Below are 24,567 nucleotides of genomic sequence, written 5' to 3'. Positions count from 1 at the left end.
TGGAGCGGGAAAGGAGATTCGAACTCCCGACCCTCGCCTTGGCAAGGCGATGCTCTACCACTGAGCTATTCCCGCAACTCCGATTACCTGACGACCTCTTACGCTTCTGATCTTACGCTAAAGAGTAAGTGGCGTCCCATAGGGGGTTCGAACCCCTGTTCCCGCCGTGAAAGGGCGGTGTCCTAGACCACTAGACGAATGGGACGTTTCATTGCCTCGTCGAGGTGGCGCGTATATTACTCAGCCCTTCACAAACTGTCAAGCAGTCTGAAATCAAAACGGTTTTACTTGGAGTGAGCGACGTCACTGGGATGATCAACGCCAGTACAGCCAGCGTGTAATCGTTACACTGGCGATTTCTTCACCTTTCGCACATGCTAAACCTGAGCATGCTATCTGCTGTCACTTAGGTAAGTGATACTCTAGCCTGCTTAACGGTAACCAGCGGGAGAGGAGACCCCCATGGCGAAAATAGACAAGTCCCCCGACGAGTGGCGCAAGCAGCTCACCCCAGAGCAATACCGGGTAGCCCGAGAAAAAGGTACCGAGCGGCCGTTCAGCGGCGACTATCAGGTTAACGGTGCTCAAGGTATCTACCACTGCGTGTGCTGCCATGCACCGCTGTTTGAGAACGAGCACAAGTTTGACGCGGGTTGCGGTTGGCCAAGCTTTGATCGCCCGCTAGGTATCCGCTGCATAGAGGAACACCGCGATACCTCCAATGGCATGATTCGTACTGAGGTAGTGTGCTCTCATTGTGATGCCCATCTTGGTCACGTATTCCCCGATGGGCCACCAGAAACTACTGGCTTACGTTACTGCATTAACTCTGTTTCGTTAGAGTTTCACCCCGACGAATAGCAAAAACCTTGATCTATCCCAGCAAGGCGGGTGCCATCTGCTAGAATGGCAGCCCGCTTTTTTATGCTTGTATTCTTTGTGCTGGTACTCTTTTTGTGCTCGTACTCTTTGTGATTGTAGGAGAAACCCATGCTCGGCTGGTTCCCCGGACATATGAACAAGGCCCGCCGCCAGATCAAGGACGCGCTGCCCGAAATTGATGTTGTGATCGAAGTGCTTGATGCGCGTCTGCCCTACTCCAGCGCCAATCCAATGCTGGCCGAGCTAACCCGCCACAAGCCAGTATTGAAGATTCTTTCCAGAGCCGACCTAGCCGACCCCGAGCGCACTGCCGAGTGGGTGGCCTTTTTCGACGCTCAGGATGACACCCGTGCACTTGCGATTACTACTACGAATACTCGTGAGCTCAAGAAAATCCCTAAGCTCTGCCATGAGCTAGCGGGCGCGGTGCGCGCTGACCGAGACGTGCGCGTTATGGTAATGGGCATTCCCAACGTGGGAAAATCGACGCTGATCAACGGCCTTGCTGGCCGCAAAATCGCCAAAACCGGCAATGAACCAGCAGTAACTAAGCGCCAGCAAAAAGTACGTATAGATGGCCGCGTGGCTCTGATCGACACTCCTGGGGTACTGTGGCCAAAAATTGAAGACCAAGCCAGTGCCTACCGCTTAGCTGCTAGCGGGGCAATTCGCGATACCGCGATTGAATATACGGATGTGGCCATTGTCACCAGTGCAGAGCTTGCCAAACGCTACCCAGAGGCGTTGAGCACGCGCTACAAGCTAAAATCGCTGCCCACCTACGAGGCTCCAGTAGCGTACGAAGTCGATGCCGATGGCCCTAAAAAGCCAGATTTCCTGGCAATTGCTGGCTTTGACGGTCACGCCATTTTAAAAGAAATTGCAGGAAAGCGCGGTGGCCTGCGACCTGGAGGTGAGGTAGACCTGCATCGCGGTGCAGAAGTGCTGCTACATGAACTGCGGGATGGCAAGCTCGGCAGGGTCACCTTAGAAACACCGCCAGATATTCCACCACCTCCGGCACAAAACGACGAAGACAGCCCGGTACAAAACGACGCATAATGAGCTAATAATCAGCTACTTCTAACGGCCACTGGATACTTTTGGATAACGCACCTCATGGACACCACTCAGCCTACAGAACCACAACCACTTAAAAAATCAAACAAACTGCATAATGTTTGCTACGACATTCGTGGCCCAGTGCTCGACCACGCCAAGCGCCTGGAAGATGAGGGGCAACGGATTTTAAAGCTTAATATCGGCAACCCTGCCCCATTTGGCTTCGAAGCTCCGGAAGAGATTCTGCAGGACGTAATGCGTAACCTGCCCACCGCCCAGGGTTACTGCGACTCCAAAGGCCTCTATTCCGCGCGTAAGGCAATTATGCAGGAGTGCCAACGTAAGCAGATACCCAACGTCGGTATAGAAGATATTTATATCGGTAACGGTGTCTCCGAACTGATTGTGATGGCCATGCAGGCACTGCTCAACGATGGCGACGAGGTGCTAATCCCTGCTCCAGACTATCCACTATGGACAGCAGCAGCACACTTATCCGGCGGGCATGGTGTCCATTACCGGTGCGATGAGCAAGCTGACTGGGCACCGGATATAGCAGACATCCGCGCCAAAGTGACCAGCCGCACCCGGGCAATTGTGATTATTAATCCCAACAACCCCACTGGTGCAGTTTATCCACCAGCAGTTGTGCGTGAAGTGCTGGATATCGCTCAAGAGCACAACCTGGTGGTGTTCTCCGATGAGATCTACGACAAGATTCTCTACGACGGCGTAGAACACACCGCTACAGGCGCCCTCGCCGATGACGACCAGTTGGTAATCACCATGAATGGCCTGTCGAAAAGCTATCGTTGCGCTGGATTCCGCTCAGGCTGGATGACAATCTCTGGAACGCTTGCCAAGCAGCGTGCTCAGGACTTTATCCAAGGGCTAACCATGTTAGCTTCCATGCGCCTGTGCGCTAACGTGCCTGCCCAGCACGCCATTCAGACAGCGCTTGGCGGCTACCAGTCGATCAATGATTTAATACTCCCAGGCGGCCGCCTGCTGGCCCAGCGGGATATTACCATCGAGAAGTTAAATGCTATTCCTGGGGTCTCCTGCGTGACACCCAAAGGGGCGCTCTACGCCTTCCCCCGCTTAGACCCGAAAGTTTTCAATATTAAAGATGACCAACAGTTAGTCCTGGATCTACTGCTCCAGGAAAAGATCTTGCTGGTGCAAGGTACCGCCTTCAACTGGCCTGAGCCTGATCATGTGCGCATTGTTACGCTCCCATGGGCCGACCAGCTTGGCGACGCTCTGGACCGGTTTGCCAATTTCCTGTCCCATTACCGTCAATAAAATCGGGGGCTTGAAACTGTCATTAACTGCACGTATCTAAGCCATCATTCCACTGACGCTTTTATGACTCTTGAGGGAGAACCCAAACGATGATGCGCATTTTGCTTTTTCTGGCAACCAACTTAGCGGTAGTGCTGGTAGCCAGCTTTACGCTGCGGCTTTTTGGCGTAGAAGGCTACTTACGCAGTCAGGGCATTAACTTTACTGGCCTGCTGCTGTTCTGTTTTATCGTGGGTATGGCTGGCTCAATCATTTCGCTATTCATGTCTAAGTGGCTCGCCAAGCGCTCGACAGGCACAGTAATTATCGAAACGCCATCTAACGCCACTGAACAGTGGCTAGTAGACACCGTTGCCGAGCTTTCCCGGGAAGCGGGTATTAAAACCCCAGAAGTAGGTATTTTCCCCGCCCAACAGTCCAACGCTTTTGCCACTGGCTGGAATAAAAATGAGTCGTTGGTCGCCGTTTCAGCAGGCCTGCTGAACCGTATGCGGCCTGAAGAAGTACGCGCAGTATTGGCCCATGAAATTGGCCACGTTGCCAACGGTGATATGGTGACCCTGGCGCTGATTCAAGGGGTGGTAAATACCTTTGTGATGTTCTTCGCCCGTGCAGTTGCCCACTTGATCGACTCCTTCTTAAAAAGCCGCAGCGGCGGTGAAGGGGGCCTTGGCTTTATGGGCTACTTTGCTGTCGTCATGGTAGCGGAAATTGTCTTTGGCATTGTTGCCTCGGCGATTGTTGCCTGGTTCTCACGCTTCCGGGAGTACCGTGCCGACGAAGCGGGTGCACGATTAGCGGGTACTGGCGCCATGGTCAATGCACTTGCTCGTCTGAAAGCAGAAACTGAAATGCCTGACCAAATGCCAGATACCATGCGAGCGATGGCGATTACGAAAGGCCAAACCCGTTCACTGGTTGAGAAGATGTTCGCCAGCCACCCACCGCTTGATGACCGTATTCGTGCGCTGAAAGAAGCTGCCTACCGTCAGTAAGCGCTTATAATTTAGCTTTAAACATACAAGGCCCGCACACGCGGGCCTTGTAGCCTAACACCTACCTGTGGTGTCTAACACCTAGCATCGCTCCTTGCATTTAAGGCGTTCCTAACATTTAAATATTCCTTACACAGGGATTTCGTTAGCCACACTGAGTCTGGAAGCCAGCTGCGCTTAGCGGCTCCTGCAAAGATATAGCATCACCCTTTAAAACTATCTTCAGAGTGTTGAACTCACGGCGCAACGGATAGTGGGCACGACAGTAATCAAACCCTCTCTTGATCCCCTGCTGGAATACTTGGCGCTGCAAGGCATCGTGGTCGCGGCGCACGTCGTAAACGGCACGCACACAAAGGCGTAGCGCATCTTCCACTGGCAGCATATGCTGCAACGTTAACATCGCCAATGCTGGCGGAGGGCAAAGCTCATTAAAGGTAGTTTGGCTTGGCTGCCCCTCCAACTCGGCCAGAGCCTGTTGAATCATCCAACTACCACGCAACTTTCCGTCCAGGCTGTGCCCGGCAATATGCGGTGTGGCAAGCGCCACTAAATCTCGCAGCCCGGCATCTATCCCTGGCTCCTCTTCCCACACATCCAAAATAGCAGTGATATCGCCCTTACCCGCTAAGCGGCTGCGCAGCGCCAGACCATCAACACAGTCGCCACGCCCAGCATTAAGCAGCACCGTGCCAGGGGCAAGCTCATTAATACGTTGGGCATTAAGTAGCTGATAGGTAGCGTGAGGGCCGTCACTCACAAGCGGAGTATGCAGACAAAGTACGTCACACCTGTCGATCAGTTCATCCAGTGATACGAAGCCCTGCTGCCCTTCTACTCTAAGACTCTCCTGCCCAGTACCACCCTGCCCAGAACCACCCTGTCCAGCACTACCCTGCCCAACACCATCCTGTTCGACATGTTCTTTTTCTGCGCGCGGCGGATCGCACAGCAGCGTTTCCACCCCCAGCGCTTGCAAGCGCTGCTGCAAGCGGCTGCCAACATTACCAACACCTACGACCCCCACCTTGCGCTCAAGAAGCGGCCAACCTTCACGTTCACTAACGGTGAGTAGGCTGCTAAGCACATAGTCAACCACCGCCTCAGCATTACAGCCAGGGGCGCTGGCAAAGTGAATGCCTCGCTCGGTTAATAGCTCACGATCAATATGGTCAGTGCCAATCGTACAAGTGCCCACAAAGCGCACCGCGCTTTGTGCCAACAGTGCTCGATTAACCTGGGTGATAGAGCGCACAATCAGGGCATCGGCTTCAACCACATCGCAGGCGCTAATTTCTCGCCCTGGCACGCGGATAAGCGTTCCAAAGGCACCAAAACAGGCATCGGCAGCAGGGATATTAGTGTCAATTACAAGTTTCATAGGCGTTTTGGTATCCGGGCTTTACAATACGCCCGCAACGGCTTGATGGGCAGGCGTGTTTGAAGGGCATTTAAGGAGAGTGTTGTGATCGTACGCTGGGAAACCGACCATGACTATGTGTTGGTACATATTCACCAGGATATGTTTGGCGACTGGATTTTTAGCCGCGCCTGGGGACAAATCGGCACCCAGTTTGGCGGGCTAAAGCACCAATTGGCAGATACCCTTGAGCAGGCGCAGATGTGGCTAGAAGATGAGGCTACCATCCAAACATCGCGGGGCTTCCGCAAGGTATTAGAGGCAGCCGACCATACGCCTGAAGGACAAGAGGCAATGCGCCAGCTGTCGCTGCTTGACGCACTTTAGCCTCTCTATCCTTTGACCTTAGCCTCTCTACCGCTTGATTGGGTATAGGGCTAACTAAAAAATCAACCCAAAAAACGCCGCCCGTTACGCTGATGTGCGCCTACCGGCGGTGCTTTTTCAGGCGGTGAGGTAATCGCTTTAAGTGCTGCTTCATCCAACCAGCCACGCTCTTGCAGCCAATCACTTAGCCGTTCCAAATCAAACCCTCGATCTAGCTCGACGCCTGCGTTATCCACCAAGACCGGTATACGCACCCCATAACGCTCCACAAGCGCAGCATCGTCACTGATTTCGATGCGCTGCAGCGCTACCTCTTGGTTCGCTAGTGTTGTCACTAGCGCTTCTAGCTGGGCACATAGATGACAGCCCAGAGTGGTGTAAATCGATAGTTGGATCATCACCCTCGCTCTTATACTGACAACGGTTTGTGGCGTAACAAAAAGACATGGTGCAGATTGGTGCGCCGCTGGAAATCAGGATCAAAGGTACGCGAGGTAATATCCTCCACCGCGTAGCGCTCACTAAGTGCCTCATCCAGCTTGAAACGCCGCTGATTGTTCGAGAACACCAGCGTTCCACCTGGAGCAAGGCGCGCCATGGCAAGCTCTACTAGCCGCGGGTGGTCACGTTGTACGTCTAGAGTATCGCGCATTTTTTTGGAGTTCGAAAATGTCGGCGGATCCATGAAGATCAAGTCGAACTCAGCGTTAGCGGTTTCCAACCAACGAAAGCAGTCATCACGCACCACTCGATGTAACCGTGGATCCAGTTTATTCAGCGCAAAATTATCTCGTGCCCACTCCAGGTAGGTATTCGACATATCAACACTGACACTGTCACTTGCACCACCCAGCGCAGCTTGCACGGTTGCGGTGGCAGTGTAGCAAAACAGGTTCAAAAAGCGCTTGCCGCTGGCCATCTCACTCAGCATACGGCGCACAGGACGGTGATCCAAAAACAAGCCGGTGTCGAGGTAATCACGTAAGTTCACCCAAAGGCGCGCGCTACCTTCGCACACTTCAAATCGTTCACCGCTGGCATCACGTTTTTGGTATTGGGCGCTACCGGCTTGCCGCTCGCGACGTTTGATATAGACCTTGCTGGCATCAACGCCCAGCGCATCAGGGAGCACTTCCAGCGCATCGAATAGCCGCTTTTGTGCCTGGGCAGGGTTAATTGAGCTAGGCGCCGCGTACTCTTGCACATGCACTCGATCGCCGTAACGGTCTACCGCCAAGGCATATTCCGGCATATCAGCATCATAAATACGATAGCAGCTCTCACCACTCTGTTTGAGCCACTTTTTCAAACGCTTCTGGTTTTTCACCAATCGGTTGGCAAACATCTGCGCATTTTCTGACACGGCAGGTTTTTCATTAACAGCGCCCTGCTGAGCAGCATCGCCGTTTTGTTGCACCAACTCAGAGGAGGCATCGATCCCAGCTTGACGGCTGCCAATCTCCATGAGCAGCAGCTTGGCATCCAAAGCGCCATTTTTCAGAGCGTACTGTTTATGAGCACGCAGCCCCAGGCGATGGCCTAAATCAGGGTTGCCGGTAAACAGTGCCAACGTCCAACCAGGAAACAGCGCTTTGGCCTTTTCACCCAGCTGGGCGTATAGGCGAACCAGCTCTGGCAATTCACCTAAACGCTCGCCATAAGGTGGGTTAGTGATTAACAGCCCCTGCTCGGCAGTCAGCGTCTCTGGCCTCGTTAGTTGAGCAAGGCTTTGGCCATGTAGGGTAATTAGCGCAGGAATGCCTGCACGCATGGCGTTCGCTTTCGCGGCAGATAGTGCCGCAGGACTTTGATCAAAGCCCACTAGCGCTGTCTTACAGCGTTTACGGCCTATCGAGGCTCGCGCCTCTGCTTCACGCTTAAGCTCCAGCCATAGTGAGTCGTCGTGACCTGCCCAGCCATGAAAGCCAAACCGCTCACGATTGAGGTTAGGCGCTTGGTCAGCGGCCATCAACGCTGCTTCGATCAACAACGTCCCAGCACCACACAAGGGGTCTAGCAACGGCTCACCAGCTTTTGCCCGTTCAGGCCAGCCTGCGCGTACCAATAATGCAGCAGCTAAGTTCTCTTTTAATGGCGCATGACCAACATCACGGCGATAGCCACGGCGATGCAAACTTTCACCGGAAAGATCAATACCCAGTGTTAGGTTAGATCGGTGCAGATGGGCATAAATGCGCAGATTAGGCGTTTTAATGTCGATATTAGGTCGCTCCTGCCCCGCCAACTGGAGTGAGTCGACAATACCGTCTTTTACCGTTTGAGCACCAAAACGAGTATGGCGAATATGGTCACTACGACCATGGAAGTCCACCGCTAACGTTTTGCCTGGAGCAAGCTGCTGGGTCCAGGGTAACCGAGCAACCACTTCGCGTACTTGCTCGGCAGTATCAATCATGGCTTCCCGCGTCAGCAGTAAAATTACCCGATTCGCCAGCCGAGACCAAAGGCACACCCGATAGGCAGTTTCTTGGTTGGCTGAAAAATAAACGCCTGCCACGGTGGTTTTACCCGGTGCGGCGCCCAGGGCCAATAGTTCATCCGCCAACAGGCCTTCTATGCCTTTAGGGCACGTTGCCAGGAGGTTAAGGGGGGCAGTTTGAGTCGTTTCAGTCATGGTGTTCAGCGCGCGCAAAGGCGCGTTATTCCTGTATATGGCAAATGTGTTTACGTCTTATTACAAATTGATGTTCGACAAGTGACCCCATAATGGTCTAACAATAAGAGTGTAGCTACTGAAAAAAACGCATGCGTTAACCGTCATGGTCACTATTGGGTTTACTCACTCTCAATGTGCCCCCTTTTGTAGACCTATGACTGGTTGAGAACGTCGCTTTGCCCGTTCAGCACGTGAGTGCTAGGCATTAGTGCTTGTGCGACGACTCGCTCTTGAAGTCAGCTCTCGAAATAGTTGTCGGTGCACTGTCAGATGAAAGATCAAAACGAATCGGTAAGTTATCAAAACTAAGTTATCGAAACGTTGCACCCAATGCTATTTCTCATCAAAGGCTTTCATGAAAAGAGGTTAGCCAATGAAACGACAAAAACGTGATCGCTTCCAGCGGGCTTATGTTCACGGATATAAAGCAGGTGTCACGGGTCGCTCTCGTGACGATTGTCCCAGCCAAGATGTAAATTTACGCGAATACTGGATGAGTGGTTGGCGTGAAGGGCGCGGTGATCAATGGGATGGTATGACTGGCGTCTCCGGCATCCACAAAAACCCCATGGTTATGACCTAATTAATTTTCACCTTTCACTAGTTAAGTTAAGTATACGGAGCCCGCTTACAAGCGGGCTTTTTAGTGCTTAACATTAACGATGCTTAATATTAATAGTGATTAATATTAAAACGGCACTCTAGGTCTTACCTACTGCACATACCCACGCACTTGCCACCTGCCTTTCTGTTTATCGCGCTCTTTTAAGCGCCTCTGCACACTCTCTAACGAGCCCAGGCCCCTGATAAATCAGACCTGAATAGAGTTGAACCAGATCGGCACCTGCGGCAATTTTAGCACTTGCCGCATCGCCACTATCGATCCCCCCTACCCCAATAATCGGCAGCGTAGGTAGCTGGGCGCGCAGCAAACGAATAACCGTGTTAGACGCTTCGAATACCGGCTTTCCAGAAAGCCCTCCCGCTTCTTCTGCCTGAGGATCACCGCTTACCGCTTCCCGAGAAACCGTGGTATTTGTGGCAATCACACCATCCAAAGCGTTACCGGCAATACTTCCCGCTACTAACGCAACCTCTTCTTCACTCATATCAGGGGCGATTTTTACCAGCAGAGGTACTTTACGGCCTGTCTCAGCGTCCAGCTCATGACTACGGGCACGTATAGGCCCTAGTAACGCATCCAACTGTTCGCCAAATTGTAGCGTACGTAGCCCAGGCGTATTGGGTGATGAAATATTTACCGCGATATAATCCGCCACGCCGTGGACTGCCTCTAAACAGAGCAGGTAGTCATCGAGGGCATGCTCCACAGAGGTAGCTAGGTTTTTACCGATATTGATACCGACAATCCCGCCATAGTGGCGCTGCTTTACCTGCTGAACTAAATGCTCTACCCCTTTGTTATTAAAACCAAAACGATTGATGATCGCATCGTGGCCCGTCAACCGGAATAGACGTGGCTTAGGGTTGCCTGGCTGTGCTTTGGGAGTCACAGTACCCACTTCCACAAACCCAAAGCCCAACGCGCCTAGCGCATCCAAATGGTCAGCGTTTTTATCTAACCCAGCAGCTAGGCCTACTCGATTATTAAAACGTAGCCCCATAAGTTCAATAGGATCGCTTACCGGCTCACCATATACGCGCTTAATACCTCCAACCCGGTGCAGGGCCTCCAGCCCACGCAGCGCCATACCATGAGACGTTTCAGGGTCTAAACGAAACAGCAACGAGCGGGCGAGGTTATACATCAGAGGAACTCTCCTGGACAGATTAGCGTAGGCGTAAAGCGAGGCGCGGGCAGTATAGCGCACATGAGCCAGGGTCGCAGGCAAGGCGATAACAAAAACGCGCCCTGGTCTGGGCCAGGGCGCGATGTGTACGTTAAGCAGTAGAGAAGTGTGTATTATGCTTCGCTATCGCTTTCCGCAAGGTCGACCAATTCACGTACGGCAACGGCAAACAGCGCAAACCCGCCTTCGCTACCACCACGTACTTCATCAATCAGGCGGCACCACCGACGATGCAGCTCAGCGTGCTGTTCAAGCCACTGGGCAACACGCTCCTGGGTATCGCGGCTTCCGGCCTCAAGCTTCAATACGCTGGTGGTGAGCGCCAACTGCTGGCGGTCAATATCGTCACGGAAGGTTTCCCGCGCCTGGGCTTGCCAAGCATCCCGTACCTCTAGGTGGGTAACCTGCTGAATCATCCAAGGAAGCTCAAGGCGGCTGCCAATTTCATAGAACACTTCGGCCACCCGCTGGGGCTTCTCATTGGTGATGCGCGCCGCCTGAATAATGCCCAGTCCGGCATAGAGGCTAGGCGCTGCCGCCACTGTTGAGGCCAACGCCTCCGGCACACCTGCTTCCTGTAGCTCGTCACAGCGCTTGTGCCACGCGGCCTGCTCTTCCCCACTTAGAAGCTCGCCAATCCCCTCTTGCAGCTGGGCTAAGCGCGGACGGAAGTACTCTATCGCATCTTGAGTAGAAAGCCCCAAGTGCATGCGCAGGAACCAGCGCGTAGCGCGACGGATCATACGCATCAGGTCAAGCATCATGGAGTACTGCACACGGCTCGGCACTTGGTTGTCGAGGGCTTCGATCTGCGCCCAAAGAGCAGGCAGATTAAATGCGTCTCGGGCAACGATGTAAGCACGGGCAATATCAGCACGGCCTGCACCGGTGGAGTCCATCAGGCGGCGGACAAATACAATCCCCATATGATCGACAAGATCATTAGCTACCTGAGTCGCCACAATCTCACGCTTCAGGCGATGCTCGTACATCTCATCTTTATAACGCTCGCTCAGTACTGCCGGGAATAGCCGCTCCAGATGGCGATGGATATAGAGATCATCGGGCACATCAGAGTTGATCAAATCACCTTTCAACGTACTCTTAGCATAAGAGATCAACACCGAAAGCTCAGGCAGGCGCATCCCCTGACCACTGCTGGCTCGCTCTTTGAGCACATCGTCAGCGGGCAAAAACTCAAGCTCGCGATCGATTTGTCCAGCAGACTCAAGCTCGCTAATAAAGCGGCGGTAAGGCCCCATCCCATGGTGGGAAAGAATCTCTGACAGATCCAGCGCTTGGGTTTGGCGATAGTTATCCAGAATAACCAGGTCAGCAACCTCTTCTGTCATTTCCGCCAGCAGCTGGTTACGTTGCTTGTCAGTCATATCGCCACGCTTAACCACTTCATCGATCAATATCTTGATATTGACCTCATGGTCGGAGCAATTAACCCCACCAGCGTTATCAATAAAGTCGGTGTAAACTCGCACTCCATTGGCTGCTGCTTCCATTCGGCCACGTTGGGTCAAGCCCAGGTTGCCACCTTCGCCCACTACGCGACAGTTTAGCTCTGCACCATTAATACGCAGTGCATCATTGGCTTTGTCGCCCACATCAGCGTCGGTTTCTTCAGAACTTTTCACATAGGTGCCGATGCCACCGTTCCAAATAAGATCAACCTTCGCCTTTAGCATGGCGCGAATGAGGTCATTGGGCGACAGGCGCGTTTCCTCAATACCAAATGCTTGCTGCATTTCAGGCGTAATAACGATGGATTTAGCGCTACGACTAAAGACACCACCACCTTTGGAAATCAGTTCAGCGCTATAATCTTCCCAGCTTGAACGGGGCAAATTGAACAGCCGTTTACGTTCCGCAAAAGCCGCATCAGCATCGGGGTTTGGGTCGATAAAAATATGCAGGTGGTTAAACGCTCCCACCAGCTGGATTTTATCTGACAGCAGCATGCCGTTGCCGAAAACATCCCCAGCCATATCGCCAATGCCCACTACTGTAAACAGGTCTTGCTGGGTGTTTATATCTAGATTTTTGAAGTGGCGCTTAACCGATTCCCATGCACCACGAGCGGTGATCGCCATCTTTTTATGGTCGTAACCATTGGCGCCGCCAGAAGCAAAGGCATCACCCAGCCAGTGGCCATACTCTACGGATATTTCGTTAGCGATATCCGAGAAGGTAGCCGTCCCTTTATCAGCAGCGACAACCAAATAGGTATCGTCTTCATCGTGACGCACCACGTTTTGTGGCGGCACTACCTCGCCACCTACTAAATTGTCGGTCACATCCAGCAGAGCACGAATAAAGATCTGATAGCAGGCAATACCTTCTTTCTGCTGAGTTTCACGGTCAGCGTTTTCTGGCATGCGCTTGCATACAAAGCCACCTTTCGCGCCGACGGGTACGATTACCGCGTTTTTCACCTGCTGGGCTTTCACCAGACCGAGCACTTCGGTACGGAAGTCTTCCAAACGGTCAGACCAGCGCAAACCACCCCGCGCTACTTTGCCACCGCGCAGGTGAACACCTTCAACCCGCGGCGAGCACACAAAAATCTCAAACGCTGGACGCGGCTTGGGCATCCCCGTAACTTTTGAAGGCTCCAGCTTGTAGGCAATGTAGTCCTTGAAGCCACCGCCATCAGTTGTCTGATAGTAATTGGTGCGCAGGGTAGCTTGGATCAGCTCCATAAAGCGGCGCAGCAACTGATCATCGTTTAAGCTGGCAACGCCTTCAAGATGCTCGTTTAAGCGAGCTACACAGTCGTCAGTCGTGCTGTGCTGGTACGCTGGGTCAAAGCGCAGTCGGAATAGTTCAACAAGCCCTTGGGTAATAGTCGGGTAATTCACCAAGGTGGCTGCGATATAGTCTTGGGACATGCCAAAGCGGATCTGTTTCAAATAGCGGGCGTAGCCACGCAGCATCGCTACTTCACGCCAGTCCAGCCCAGCCCCAATAATTAACCGATTAAAGGCGTCGTTATCCGCTTCACCTGCCCAAATACGCTTAAACGCTTCGCTGAAGGTATCGCGCATCTCGCTAAGGTTGACACCTTCGCGGCTGTGCTCCAGCTCGAAATCATGAATCCAGTAGCGCTGCTGGGGAGCATTAATATCGTAGGGACGCTCGCCAATCACCCGCAGACCGAGGTTCTCCATCATCGGCAGCACGTCGGAGAGCGGTATCTGTGACTCGCGGTGGAAAAGCTTCAGGTTCATACCACCCGCCTGCTCTTCCAGCGGACGATACAGCGACAGAGAGAGGTCCTCGCCATTGTCCAAGTTCAGCAGGTGCTGAACATCAAACACTGCCGTGCGGGCATTGAAATCTTCACGGTAGCTCGCCGAGAACGCCTCATGGAACTGGTCAATCAGGTGGTTGGCGCGCTCTTCACCAAATCCTTCGACCATCGCCGCCTGCAGATCATCGCGCCAGCTGCGCGCCAAGCGCGCCACTTTGCTTTCCAAGCGTTTAAGATCGTACTGGCTGGGCGTGTCACCGTTAAAGCGCAGAATGAGCTGAATACGCGCTAGCACCGACTCAGATAAGTAGGTGTTAAAGTCACCAAAGTGGGCATCCAGCTCGTCGCACAACATGCCTTGAATACGCTGGCGCAAATCGGTAGAGAATACATCCCTCGGTACAAACACCAAGCAGGAGTAGAACTTACCGCTGACGTCTGCACGGATAAACAGGCGCACCTGACGGCGCTCACGAATATTGAGAATGCCTAACGCAGTACTGGCAAGAGATTCCGTGCTGATCTGGAACAGGTCGTCGCGAGGATATACCTCCAATACTTGGAGCAGCTGCTTGCCGTTATGCCCATGGGGGTTAAACCCGGCAATATCCATCACGGCTTTTAGCTTGCGGCGCAACAGCGGAATATTGCGCGGAGACTCGTTATATACCGTAGAGGTAAACAGACCAAAGAAGCGCCGTTCACCGATTACATTGCCATCATCGTCATAGCGGTCAACCGTGATGTAGTCAGGGTACGTGGGGCGATGCACACGGGAGTGATGAGCGCTCTTGGCGAACGACAATAGCTGGGGGACCAGCACGTAGTCTTCATTCTCATCAATACCCTCTTCGGTGCGAATACGCTCGCGATAGCGCGGCTGGTCAAGGCGGAAAACACCCAGCACGCTGTTTGAGTCGCGCTGCAGCTCATTGCCTTCTAATAAATATTCGTCGTATCCGAGGAACGTAAAGTTATCTTTCAGCAGCCACTCTAAAAAAGCGATGGCTTCTTCGTGATCATCTGGATCAATCTGCGGTGGGCAGTTTTTTTCAAGCTCTTGGATCGCCGCGGTAATTTGCCCACACATCTCGTCAAAATCGCCTACCGCAGTGCGCACATCTCGTAATACGTCGTGTAGCCTACTCTCAATGCGGGACAACGATTCAGGGTCGGTATGGCGGTCCACTTCAATAACTATCAGTGACTCACGTGCTTCAGGCGCGTTTTCATCTTTCGGCGAAGCAAGCGCTTTTAACTGATGCTGGCTATCTCGACCTACCGCAAAGACAGCATTTTGGATAGCATGAACGGTTAGACCCCGGCGGTTAAGCTCGATGCGTACCGAGTCGACCAAAAACGGCATATCTTCATGTAAAACCGCGACAAAGGTGTGCGTGGACTGCCAGCCATGCTCTTCAAAATCCGGATTAAATACTCTTACTTTAGGGCTTTTGGGGTCATGGTTTTGCAGAAACTGCCAAATCGACAGCGTTGCGCCGTAGAGATCATCTAGTCGGCGATCAACCAGATCTTCAATCGGCACAGTGGCATAAAAGTGCCGAGCGAAGGCTTCAACTTCTGCCGCTCGAGCAGGTTCCAGTCGCGCGTCCAGTCGCTCTTGTAGCTGCTTTAAAAGATCCCGCCGACTCTCTTCAATCGCAACGTAATGCATCCATCACCTCGACTACCTGGGGCCACTATTTGGCCAAAAAACGAAGGACAATAGGCCCTTAGGCCACTCTATCCGCTAGCTTACGCTACCTGTGGTTGCCGCCCTAACCATCTGACAGGTTATTCATGGTGTATGCCGCTTATGCATCATAAGCACTATTGACAAATTACCCATTGACAAAACATCTATTGACAAATTGCTTACTGGAAAGTGTCTCGCCGTGTGAGCGACACCCCACATTCACAGTGGCTGGTAAAAGGAAACTGGTCAAAAAGTGCAAACCGCTCGATGCGATGAGTTCGAGTAAGTATGGTTAAGTTCTCGGCAAGTGTTGCCGGGTTGCATGAAATATAGACGATATGGTCATATTCGCTGATGTGTTGGCAGCTCTGCTCATCCAGTCCAGCGCGTGGGGGGTCAACCAAGACGGTGGAAAAATCGTATGCATCCAGCCCCATCTCAGCCACCCGGCGCCCCGCCTTCTCACCCTGCAGTGCCAAAGAAAACTCCTCTGCTGACATTCTTGCCACCTGGGCATTGGTAACGCTATTCGCCTCCAGGTTAACGTTGGCACTCGCCACCGAGGTACGGGAAATTTCGGTAGCCAGCACGCGGCGGAAGTTATCTGCAAGGGCTATGGTAAAATTGCCGTTACCGCAGTAGAGCTCCACCAAGTCTTCGTCTTGGCGTCCGGCAGTGACCTCCCGCGCCCAGCCCAGCATAGTTTGGCATATATGTGCGTTAGGCTGAGTAAAGCTGTTCTCAACCTGCTGGTAGTGTAGCGTACGGCTATCTACCGTTAAGCGCTCCCAGACATGGTCACGGGTAAGCACAATGCGCTGCTTACGTGAGCGGCCGATAATCATAATACCCAGCGCCTTTTCAAGCGCACGAGCTTCTTCTTCCCAGACTTCCCCTAGCGGACGGTGGTAGATCAGCGTAACAAGGGCTTCGCCAGAAAGCGTAGTCAGAAATTCGACCTGGAATAGGCGGCGACGTAGTTCATCACTGGACAGAAACGCATCACGCAGGCGCGGCATCAGCGCATTAATATGCGCACTAGCGACCGGAAACTGGTCAAGGCGCACGACCTTCTTATTTTTGGAATTTTCTGGATCCACTTCGAACATGGCATAGAACAGGTCATCACCTTCATGCCAAATACGAAACTCGCAACGCTGGCGATAGTGGCTTGGTGGCGAAGGATACACTTCAAGCGCAGGCGGCATGAAAGAGGCGAAAGTGCTCTCAACATAGGCACGCTTTTCAGCTAACTGCTCAGCATAGCGTTCTGGATCGACAGTGGGAATCGCCAAGGTGGCTCCTCTTAACATAGGTAGTATCAGTAGTTAGCAACAACAGTTATTAATAATCAGTAACAATAATTAGCAACAGTTGGCATAAATAATTGGGGAGGCTAGTGGCGCGGGCAATTGATCACTGGGCAAGTGTTAAACGCTGCGGAGCTTGGAAGCCATAGCGAGCAAACCCTTCAACCAGTTCATCCGCCGCAGCAGTGGTAAAGCAGCGGCCATCGACTCTGCTGTAGGCAAGTGTTTTCGCTACTTCCCCTACCCGCCGAGCAATGGCATCACCAGAATCCACCCACTTCAGTGGCGATGGAGCGAGCCTCACCAGCAAGTGCTTTAAGAGTGGAAAGTGGGTGCAACCGAGCACCACTGTATCCAGCCCGGGGGTAGACTGAATAGCATGCCACAGAGGCTGCAGTGCTTGGTCGATACGGCTGGTGTTAAGTGGTACACCAGCAAGCCATGCTTCTGCCTCGGTGACCAGTGCATCCGCCGCTACCTTAGTTACCAAGCAGTCACCAGCAAAGCTCTCTATCAACCCTTGGGTATATGGCCGATTGACGGTAGCACTGGTAGCCAGGAGGCCAATGTGACGCGCTTTACTCACCAGTGCTGCCGGTTTAATTGCCGGCACCGTGCCTACCACGGGAACCCTCAAGGTTTCCCGCAGCGCTGCAAGGGCCAGTGTACTGGCGGTATTGCAGGCAACCACCAAAACACTGGCTTGGCATGCCTTAACCGCTGCTTGGCAAACCTCCACGATACGCTTAGCTAAAGCGTTATCATCTCGTCGACCATAGGGCAGCCAAGCATTATCGCAGGCGTAACACATTGCCATCTCAGGATAATGCTGACGCAAAGAGCTGGCGACGGAAAGACCGCCTACACCAGAATCAAAAATCAGTACTGGCCCTGCCATTAAGATTTACCTAACCTTTCATACGCTCTCGCCACGCCAGTACTCTCCAGACCATCAATAAAAAGCGGAGCGCTAGTTTAACACGCCCCGCGTTACTCTGAATGGATACCCTCCCCCTTAAAGAGATGGAACTTCGGCACCGCACAGTTCAGCGTAAAGTTCAGGATAAGCGAGTTGAAGGCGTTCTAGCTCTTTTTCAGCGCCATCAGGCAGTGCGTCACGCAGCTCTTGCATATCTTCCGGACTAAAGTGTTTGTCAATGAGAGGAAAAAGCCCCTCACGCTCATCACGCAGGTAGGCACGGTGTGCTTCAAGATAAGCTTTCAAGTCTTCTGCAAAACGATCCATCGGCAGGATATTATCCATCAGGATCATGTCGATATCATTGGAAAGCCGTAGCAGACGAGGCTTCAGCTCACGATAGTCGGTGGCCATTTTCTCCATCAACGGAAGGTCATCAGGCGCTTGCGCCTGAAGCCGTTCCACACAGATCCGCTCCAAAGGTGTAGCAAAGCCATCCATGTAGGACAAAATGTAATCCACTACTTCACGCATCAGTTGAAAATTGGGACGTTCCCCCAGAACCAACGTTTTCTGCTTAAGCTGCAGCACATGGAGCATACGCGCCATATTGGCATGATCTAGACGCAGTTGGTTTAACATCGTGCCGTCTCCTTTTTGAGTGTCATGCCTATTGCTCCCTATTTTTAGGAAACCTAGGCACACGATCATGAACTCGTTTCCACTACACTTGAGTTGATAATTAACCATGCGCCTCTCACCAATTATTCGCAAGGGGGCACAATTACCAGGACTCATTTTCTTATTTTTTCTTAAAACACCTATTTTTCACTCGCAAGCTGAGGTTTCCTTAACAGGCTTTTCCGATAGACTTTTCATAGGATATGCCAAAGGTAGCCCCACCGTTCACTCTTTACCACAGACACTTGTTAACAGCGTGTTGTTCAACATCTCGATTTACAACGGAAGTTTACATGGATCTTTTTGACCGTCAGGGCCTGCCGCCAGCCGATGATTCGCCGCTCGCTTACCGCATGCGACCGCTTACCCTTAACGACTATGTTGGCCAGCAAGCACTTGTAGGGCCAGATAAACCGCTACGCCGAATGGCAGAGTCTGGTGTAGTGCGCTCGATGATTCTATGGGGACCACCTGGGGTGGGGAAAACGACGCTGGCGGAGCTGCTAGCGCGCGCTTCAAACGCTCACTTAGAGCACTTAAGCGCCGTCATGGCTGGCGTGAAAGAGATTCGTCTGGTGGTTGAACGTGCTCGACAGAGCACCGCCCCTACGCTGCTTTTTTTAGACGAAATTCATCGATTAAATAAGAGTCAGCAGGATGCACTACTGCCTCACGTTGAGTCTGGCTTGCTAACCTTGATTGGAGCAACAACCGAAAACCCCTCTTTTGAGGTTAACTCTGCGTTGCTATCCCGCGCTCGGGTTTACGTACTGAAATCACTTACCCAAGATGAGTTGATAGCCGTTATGCGCCACGCCCTGAGCGATGAGGAGCGAGGGCTAGGTAAGCGCCTTATCGACGTTGAAGAGGGAGTATTAGAGACATTGGCCCATGCCAGCGCAGGCGATGCTCGCAGGGCGTTAGGGCTACTTGAAACCGCCTGTGACTTTACCGAGCAGCGTAATGGCCGAGAGGTGCTAAGCAAGGTGATGCTAGCTGACATAGTAGGCCATCACTCAAGCGCTTTTGATAAGCAGGGAGACGCTTATTACGACCTACTTTCGGCGATTCATAAATCGATCCGCTCATCGCGGCCCGATGCCGCACTGCTGTATATGGCACGCTTTATACAAGGTGGCGGTGACCCGCTGGATATTGTACGTCGCTTAACCGCCATTGCTTCTGAAGATGTAGGTAACGCTGACCCGCGTGCTTTACCCTTAGTAATAGCCGCCTGGGATGCGTACTTACGCTTAGGTGATTACGAAGGGCAGCGAGCAATTGCTCATGCCGCCATTCACTTGGCAGTAGCACCGAAAAGCAACCGTATTGACCGCGCCTGGAAAGCAGCCAAGCAGTTTACCCAGCAGCAGCCCACCCTAGAGGTGCCCAGCTATTTACGCAATGCGCCCACCAAGCTAATGGAACAATTAGGTCATGGGCAGGGCTATCGCTACGCCCACAACGAGCCTGACGGTTACCCTGCGGGCAGTACCCATAATTGCTGGCCAGAGGAGATACCCGTTTCTCGCTTTTATGAACCAAGCTCAATAGGGCAAGAAAAGCGCTTCGGGGAGATTATGGCGTGGCGAGAGCAGCGTGACCAAGAAGCAGATCAGGCGCCCTAAGGCGCCTGAAACGGTCAAGAAAGAGAACTAAAAAAGCAGCAGGTCCTAGAAGCTCCCAGTTCTAGAAACTCTCAGTTCTAGAAGCTCTCAGTTCTAGAAACTCTCAGTCCTAGAAAGTCTCACGGATTACGTCAGTGCCTTGTGGAATGTCAAAGTCAAACAGGCTGCGGTCAATGTTGCCATTGCGGGTAATATTACTAAACGTGATTGCTGTGCGCTGGCCTGTACTATCCATCATCCACAGTTCTGTCAGCGTTTGGCCATTAAATACCATACTCAACTCTTCAAATAGCGTATCTGCCGAGGAGGGTATTAGAGTAAAAATATCGCCACCATCTTCCTGCTCGTAAAATACGTCATAACTGGAGGTCAAATCGGCAGCACTACCTGATAGCAGCAACGCAGGCGTGTGGGAGACACGGTTATCCATCGCTTGAATCGTTACCTGCTCAAGATCAGGGTCGTAAAGGTATACATCGCTACCATCTGACACCACCACTTGAGAATACGGCGCTTCGACTTCCCAACGCAGCATACCAGGACGAGAGAGCCACATTTCACCGTGTGCACTTTGCAGACGCTCTCCGCTACCACCTAATATTTTTTGCTCAAAAGTCGCGTGGTAACTTTCTAGCGGATCAAGCCGCTCGGTTAAACGTTCGGCGGCCTCATTTGCCCATACGTTAGGGGCAGAAAGCGTTAACCCCAGAGCGCTGGCAGCCAGTGCCAATGATGAAGTGCGTCGTGTGTGAGTATGGCGCATTAATGTACTCCCTAGGCAATTGTTGCCGAAAAGCGGTCGTGCTTAAGCCTGTTGCTTGGGCATACGGCATTAAGACGTTCCATGTGTACCCTAAGACGCGAAACGCGCCGCAGGGTTTCAGCTGCGGCGCGACTTTCACGTTTATTGCATGATTTACAAGGCGGCTAGTGCCGCCTTAGTGGCCAACAGGTGGCGGCGCTAGTACTTCGCGGGCGCCATTGCTACCCATTGAGGATACAACCCCCGCGCCTTCCATCGCTTCTACTAACCGAGCTGCCCGGTTATAGCCGATTTTGAAGCGACGCTGCACCGCCGAGATCGATGCTCTACGTGTTTCAGTAACGAACTGCACAGCCTCATCGTAGAGCGCATCCTGCTCAGCATCATCACCATCCACACCCTCGGCTTCCAAGCCAGTTAAGGCATCCGCAGTCACTCCGCCGGAAAGGATCTCCTCGATATACTCTGGTGAGCCGCGGCGCTTCCAATCGTCTACCACCCGGTGAACCTCATCATCATCGACGAAGGCACCGTGAATACGGTTGGGCGGGCCAGAGCCAGCAGGTAGGTAAAGCATATCACCATGACCCAACAAGCTTTCCGCACCGCCCTGGTCCAGGATGGTCCGCGAATCAATGCGTGACGACACTTGAAATGCCATTCGAGAAGGAATGTTGGCCTTGATGAGACCTGTTACCACATCAACAGAGGGGCGCTGGGTAGCTAGAATCAAATGAATACCCGCTGCACGAGCCTTTTGTGCCAACCGCGCGATAAGCTCCTCCACTTTTTTGCCAACGATCATAAACATATCGGCAAATTCGTCGATTACCACTACGATGTAAGGCAGCTTTTCCAGCACAGGATGCGGCTGATGCACTTCCCATGGCTGGGGCTCCCAAAGTGGATCTGCAACCTGGGCACCAGCGCGTTCGGCTTCATCCAAACGGCCATTGAAACCAGCAATATTGCGCACCCCCATGGCTGCCATCAATTTATAGCGGCGCTCCATTTCAGCGACACACCAGCGCAAGCTGTTAGCGGCCTCCTTCATGTCGGTCACCACAGGCGCCAGCAAATGAGGAATGCCATCATATACTGACAGTTCCAACATTTTCGGGTCGACCATGATCAATTTCAGCTCGCTGGGCTTGGCTTTCAGCAGCATCGAAATCAACATGGCGTTTACACCCACTGACTTACCTGACCCGGTTGTACCTGCCACCAGGAGGTGGGGCATTTTGCCGAGATTGGCCACCACTGGCCCACCGCCAATATCTTGGCCTAGCGCCATGGTTAGCGGCGAGGTTTCTTGCTGGTAACGGTCAGAATCGATGACCTCGCGTAAACGAATCATGGCCCGATTGGGATTCGGTATTTCAATCCCCACCGTTGGACGACCGGGAATAACCTCCACTACACGAACACTTTTCACCATCAGCGAACGCGCCAAATCTTTAGCAAGATTGCTGATTTTAGAAACCTTAACGCCAGCAGCAGGCTTGATTTCAAAACGGGTGATAACCGGGCCAGGCCAAGTATCAACAACTTCCGCTTTAACACCATATTCACGTAGCCGCACTTCAAGTAGCTCAGCCATATCGGCTAACTGCTCATCGGTATAGTTCGGCTGGTGCGGCTCTGCAGGGGTTAATAATTGCAGGCTTGGCACATCGCCCTCAGGCTCATCCATGGTTTCAAAGGCAGGCCGCTGACTCTGCAAATGCTCCACTGTCCAAAGCGTAGGACCGTTATCAGACTCCTCTTCGACGGGCTCGGTAGAAAACACCGGCTCGTGACGTACTGATGCTGGGGTAGCCGTCGGGACGGCAGGTATAGAGCTTGAGACCGAACTTGAGACCGAGCGGGGGGAATGGCTAATAGGAGAGTGAGCCATGTCAGCATCATCTTCGTCATCTTCCCATACCGGCTCTGGAACTATCTCTGGCACCCGAGCGCGGGGCGGCTCAGAGGTCACAGGAGCAGCATCACTTTTGCGTGCTACCTCAGTGTCATCCTCTTGACCAGCAAAAAACTGCTTCGTCACAGCCTCCGCCCCTTCCTCCCCGCGAGTGGCACGCAGAGAAAGTGCAGATGCCGGCTCAGAAGGTGAAACGTCGGCAGCTTTTGGCTGCTCATATTGGCGAGAGAATGGTTCGTTGTGCACCTCATCAGCGGGCTCAACTGGCTGAGAGATAGCACTTTCATTATGCTTAGGCTCCTCCACCTTAGGCTCGGCCGCTAATTCTTGAGCAGCCAGTGGCTCTGGAGGGGCCTGCTCCAGTTCGTCTTCTTTAGGCTTTATTGAAAACGCGTCTTCACGGGGTGCTATGGGTGTTGCTTTCACCTCCTCTACGTTTGCGCTAGCAGATATTGCACTCGATGGCACCCTTGGCTCAGGCGCACTATTAGTCTCTGTGCTGAGTGCACCGCTACCGGTCTGCTGCGCCGATGATGCTGTATGGGGTATTTCTGTTGTGCTCCGTGCATTAAAGGCAGAAGCAGCAGCGGTCTCCCAAGGGATCGACGTATCCGTAATGTCTGAAGCATCTTCATCAGCGCCACTCAGCGGCGCGGAAAAGCTAGGCTCCCGGCGTTCACGACGGTGTTCGCGCGTACGCTCAGTGTCATTACCTGCTGCTTTTCTGGGGGGGGGGGTGGGAGCTTCATCAGCACCTTGACTAACCTCCTCACCCACATCTTTATCTACGTCTTCACCAGTACTCTTACCAATATTCTTACCAACATTGTCACCAACAACAGCGCTCTCAACACTTCTCTCACCATCTCTTTTGGCACTTATTACTGGCGCGCCTTCATCGCGCTCTTGCGCAAACAACTTAGGTTCCACTGCCCGCGATTTTGGCGCTTCAACATCAACTGCACTTAACTTTCCTGTTGAAAACCCTGCTGCTTTAGGCTCTGACACTTTAGGCTCTGCGGCTTGAGATTCAGCGCGCGATCTCTCTTTGACCTTTTGGGAGGCCGCTTTAGCGGCAGCACGAACAGCAGCACGCTCGGCACGCTTCGCCCGCCCTTTAGCACGGCGGGCACTAAACCAGCCACCTAACTTACATAACCGGCGCCCTGCCTCATCGGCCACCTGCAGCCACGACATACCGCTAAAGAGCGGAAAGCCAATTAAAATAAGTGCCGCAGCGATGAGCCCCACCCCGCCACTGCTCACCAGTGGTTTTAAGGTTCCAACCAATCCCTCCCCTAAAATACCGCCGGAGGCGTAGGGTAAAATGCTATCAGGGTGATAAAAGTGCAACGCACCAAGCATAGTGGTACCAAACATCAGTAACACTAAGCCTCCGGCATGCACAGCGATTGCAACAGGGTCTAATTCAAAACGCACTTGGCGGGAGCGCATTAGCCACCAGGCAGCATAACCAAACATGCCTGGCCACCACAAAGCACTGGCACCCAATAATGAGTAAAGAACATCAGCGAGCCAGGCACCAACGGGCCCCATCCAGTTGCGCACATCAGTTTCCGGCCCCTGATAAGACCATCCTGGGTCCGCGGGGTGATAACTAAACAGTGCTAATAGCAAGAATACGCACAGTGCAAGCAACACCACAACTACGCCTTCGCGCACCGAGCCCTGTAAACGTAGACCAAACCGGCGGGCTTTATCCTTCGCAGCTTTTACCCTGGCCGAAGAGGCTGATGATGGTTGACGCGAATTACGCTGCGTTCGCTTGTCTACCGCCTTATTTACTTTCAAGCGATTCTCCCTTTACACCTGAGTGGCGTCTTTAATCCACTTGCGAGTTTGCATCATACCGAGCATCCTTCCGCCGTCACAGAGCTTCTTGAAGCG

17 protein-coding genes and 2 tRNA genes are annotated in these 24,567 nt (G+C 52.8%); 7 read left to right on the top strand and 12 right to left on the bottom strand.

Features of this window, described 5'->3' with window-relative positions; genetic code table 11:
* Positions 1-75, bottom strand: a tRNA-Gly gene (locus CPA45_RS20730).
* 54 nt (positions 76-129) lie between these two features.
* A tRNA-Glu gene (locus tag CPA45_RS20725) sits at positions 130-205 on the bottom strand.
* Positions 206-462: 257 nt separating this feature from the next.
* Between CPA45_RS20725 and msrB the strand changes: the two genes are divergently transcribed.
* From msrB to htpX, 4 genes are all read left to right on the top strand, one after another.
* Positions 463-861 (top strand): peptide-methionine (R)-S-oxide reductase MsrB, encoded by a 399-nt coding sequence (gene msrB / locus CPA45_RS20720; protein WP_096654900.1) that lies wholly within the window; start codon positions 463-465, stop codon positions 859-861.
* Positions 862-990: 129 nt separating this feature from the next.
* Positions 991-1,944 carry a ribosome biogenesis GTPase YlqF gene (gene ylqF, locus CPA45_RS20715; protein ID WP_096654898.1) on the top strand — a complete coding sequence of 318 codons (954 nt, stop codon included), beginning with the start codon at positions 991-993 and terminating at the stop codon, positions 1,942-1,944.
* Positions 1,945-2,001: 57 nt separating this feature from the next.
* Positions 2,002-3,249, top strand: coding sequence for a pyridoxal phosphate-dependent aminotransferase (locus CPA45_RS20710; protein ID WP_096654896.1), 1,248 nt, complete (start codon positions 2,002-2,004; stop codon positions 3,247-3,249).
* 89 nt (positions 3,250-3,338) lie between these two features.
* The gene (htpX, locus tag CPA45_RS20705; protein WP_078086916.1) at positions 3,339-4,244 is read left to right on the top strand and encodes a protease HtpX; all 906 of its coding nucleotides are present in this window, start codon (positions 3,339-3,341) and stop codon (positions 4,242-4,244) included.
* A gap of 145 nt (positions 4,245-4,389) precedes the next feature.
* Here htpX and CPA45_RS20700 read toward each other — a convergent pair whose 3' ends face one another.
* Positions 4,390-5,625 (bottom strand): 4-phosphoerythronate dehydrogenase, encoded by a 1,236-nt coding sequence (locus tag CPA45_RS20700; RefSeq protein WP_096654894.1) that lies wholly within the window; start codon positions 5,623-5,625, stop codon positions 4,390-4,392.
* A gap of 84 nt (positions 5,626-5,709) precedes the next feature.
* Between CPA45_RS20700 and CPA45_RS20695 the strand changes: the two genes are divergently transcribed.
* Positions 5,710-5,991 (top strand): WGR domain-containing protein, encoded by a 282-nt coding sequence (locus tag CPA45_RS20695; RefSeq protein ID WP_078086912.1) that lies wholly within the window; start codon positions 5,710-5,712, stop codon positions 5,989-5,991.
* 62 nt (positions 5,992-6,053) lie between these two features.
* Here CPA45_RS20695 and CPA45_RS20690 read toward each other — a convergent pair whose 3' ends face one another.
* Positions 6,054-6,389: a glutaredoxin family protein gene (locus tag CPA45_RS20690; protein WP_096654892.1), complete on the bottom strand. Its 336-nt coding sequence runs from the start codon at positions 6,387-6,389 to the stop codon at positions 6,054-6,056.
* Positions 6,390-6,400: 11 nt separating this feature from the next.
* Positions 6,401-8,626: a bifunctional 23S rRNA (guanine(2069)-N(7))-methyltransferase RlmK/23S rRNA (guanine(2445)-N(2))-methyltransferase RlmL gene (gene rlmKL / locus CPA45_RS20685; RefSeq protein WP_096654890.1), complete on the bottom strand. Its 2,226-nt coding sequence runs from the start codon at positions 8,624-8,626 to the stop codon at positions 6,401-6,403.
* Positions 8,627-9,041: 415 nt separating this feature from the next.
* On the opposite strand from rlmKL, the gene rmf reads away from it, so the two are divergent.
* Positions 9,042-9,251, top strand: coding sequence for a ribosome modulation factor (gene rmf, locus CPA45_RS20680; protein ID WP_078086909.1), 210 nt, complete (start codon positions 9,042-9,044; stop codon positions 9,249-9,251).
* 169 nt (positions 9,252-9,420) lie between these two features.
* Here the strand turns inward: rmf and CPA45_RS20675 are convergent, their stop codons facing one another.
* The 5 genes from CPA45_RS20675 to CPA45_RS20655 form a co-directional block, all read right to left on the bottom strand.
* Entirely contained in the window at positions 9,421-10,437 is a 1,017-nt protein-coding gene (locus tag CPA45_RS20675; protein ID WP_096654888.1) for a quinone-dependent dihydroorotate dehydrogenase, read from the bottom strand.
* 155 nt (positions 10,438-10,592) lie between these two features.
* Entirely contained in the window at positions 10,593-15,416 is a 4,824-nt protein-coding gene (locus CPA45_RS20670) for an NAD-glutamate dehydrogenase (protein WP_096654886.1), read from the bottom strand.
* A gap of 200 nt (positions 15,417-15,616) precedes the next feature.
* The gene (gene trmA, locus CPA45_RS20665) at positions 15,617-16,732 is read right to left on the bottom strand and encodes a tRNA (uridine(54)-C5)-methyltransferase TrmA (RefSeq protein ID WP_096654884.1); all 1,116 of its coding nucleotides are present in this window, start codon (positions 16,730-16,732) and stop codon (positions 15,617-15,619) included.
* Positions 16,733-16,853: 121 nt separating this feature from the next.
* A complete protein-coding gene (gene murI / locus CPA45_RS20660) occupies positions 16,854-17,645 on the bottom strand; it encodes a glutamate racemase (RefSeq protein ID WP_096654882.1) in 792 nt (263 codons plus the stop codon).
* A gap of 117 nt (positions 17,646-17,762) precedes the next feature.
* On the bottom strand, positions 17,763-18,308 hold the full coding sequence (locus CPA45_RS20655) for a hemerythrin domain-containing protein (RefSeq protein ID WP_096654880.1): 546 nt from the start codon (positions 18,306-18,308) through the stop codon (positions 17,763-17,765).
* Positions 18,309-18,640: 332 nt separating this feature from the next.
* Between CPA45_RS20655 and CPA45_RS20650 the strand changes: the two genes are divergently transcribed.
* Positions 18,641-19,975, top strand: a complete 1,335-nt coding sequence (locus tag CPA45_RS20650; protein ID WP_096654878.1) for a replication-associated recombination protein A — start codon at positions 18,641-18,643, stop codon at positions 19,973-19,975.
* A gap of 109 nt (positions 19,976-20,084) precedes the next feature.
* Here the strand turns inward: CPA45_RS20650 and lolA are convergent, their stop codons facing one another.
* Both lolA and CPA45_RS20640 read right to left on the bottom strand, forming a co-directional pair.
* Positions 20,085-20,738, bottom strand: a complete 654-nt coding sequence (gene lolA, locus CPA45_RS20645) for an outer membrane lipoprotein periplasmic chaperone LolA (RefSeq protein WP_096654876.1) — start codon at positions 20,736-20,738, stop codon at positions 20,085-20,087.
* Between the two features lie 175 nt (positions 20,739-20,913).
* Positions 20,914-24,471: a DNA translocase FtsK gene (locus CPA45_RS20640; protein ID WP_096654874.1), complete on the bottom strand. Its 3,558-nt coding sequence runs from the start codon at positions 24,469-24,471 to the stop codon at positions 20,914-20,916.
* Positions 24,472-24,567 lie beyond the last annotated feature (96 nt).

Source organism: Vreelandella nigrificans (assembly GCF_002374315.1).
GTDB classification, from domain to species: Bacteria; Pseudomonadota; Gammaproteobacteria; order Pseudomonadales; family Halomonadaceae; genus Vreelandella; species Vreelandella nigrificans.
The sequence above is the reverse complement of the archived record's forward strand: the minus strand, read 5'-3'. Positions and strand labels throughout refer to the sequence as shown.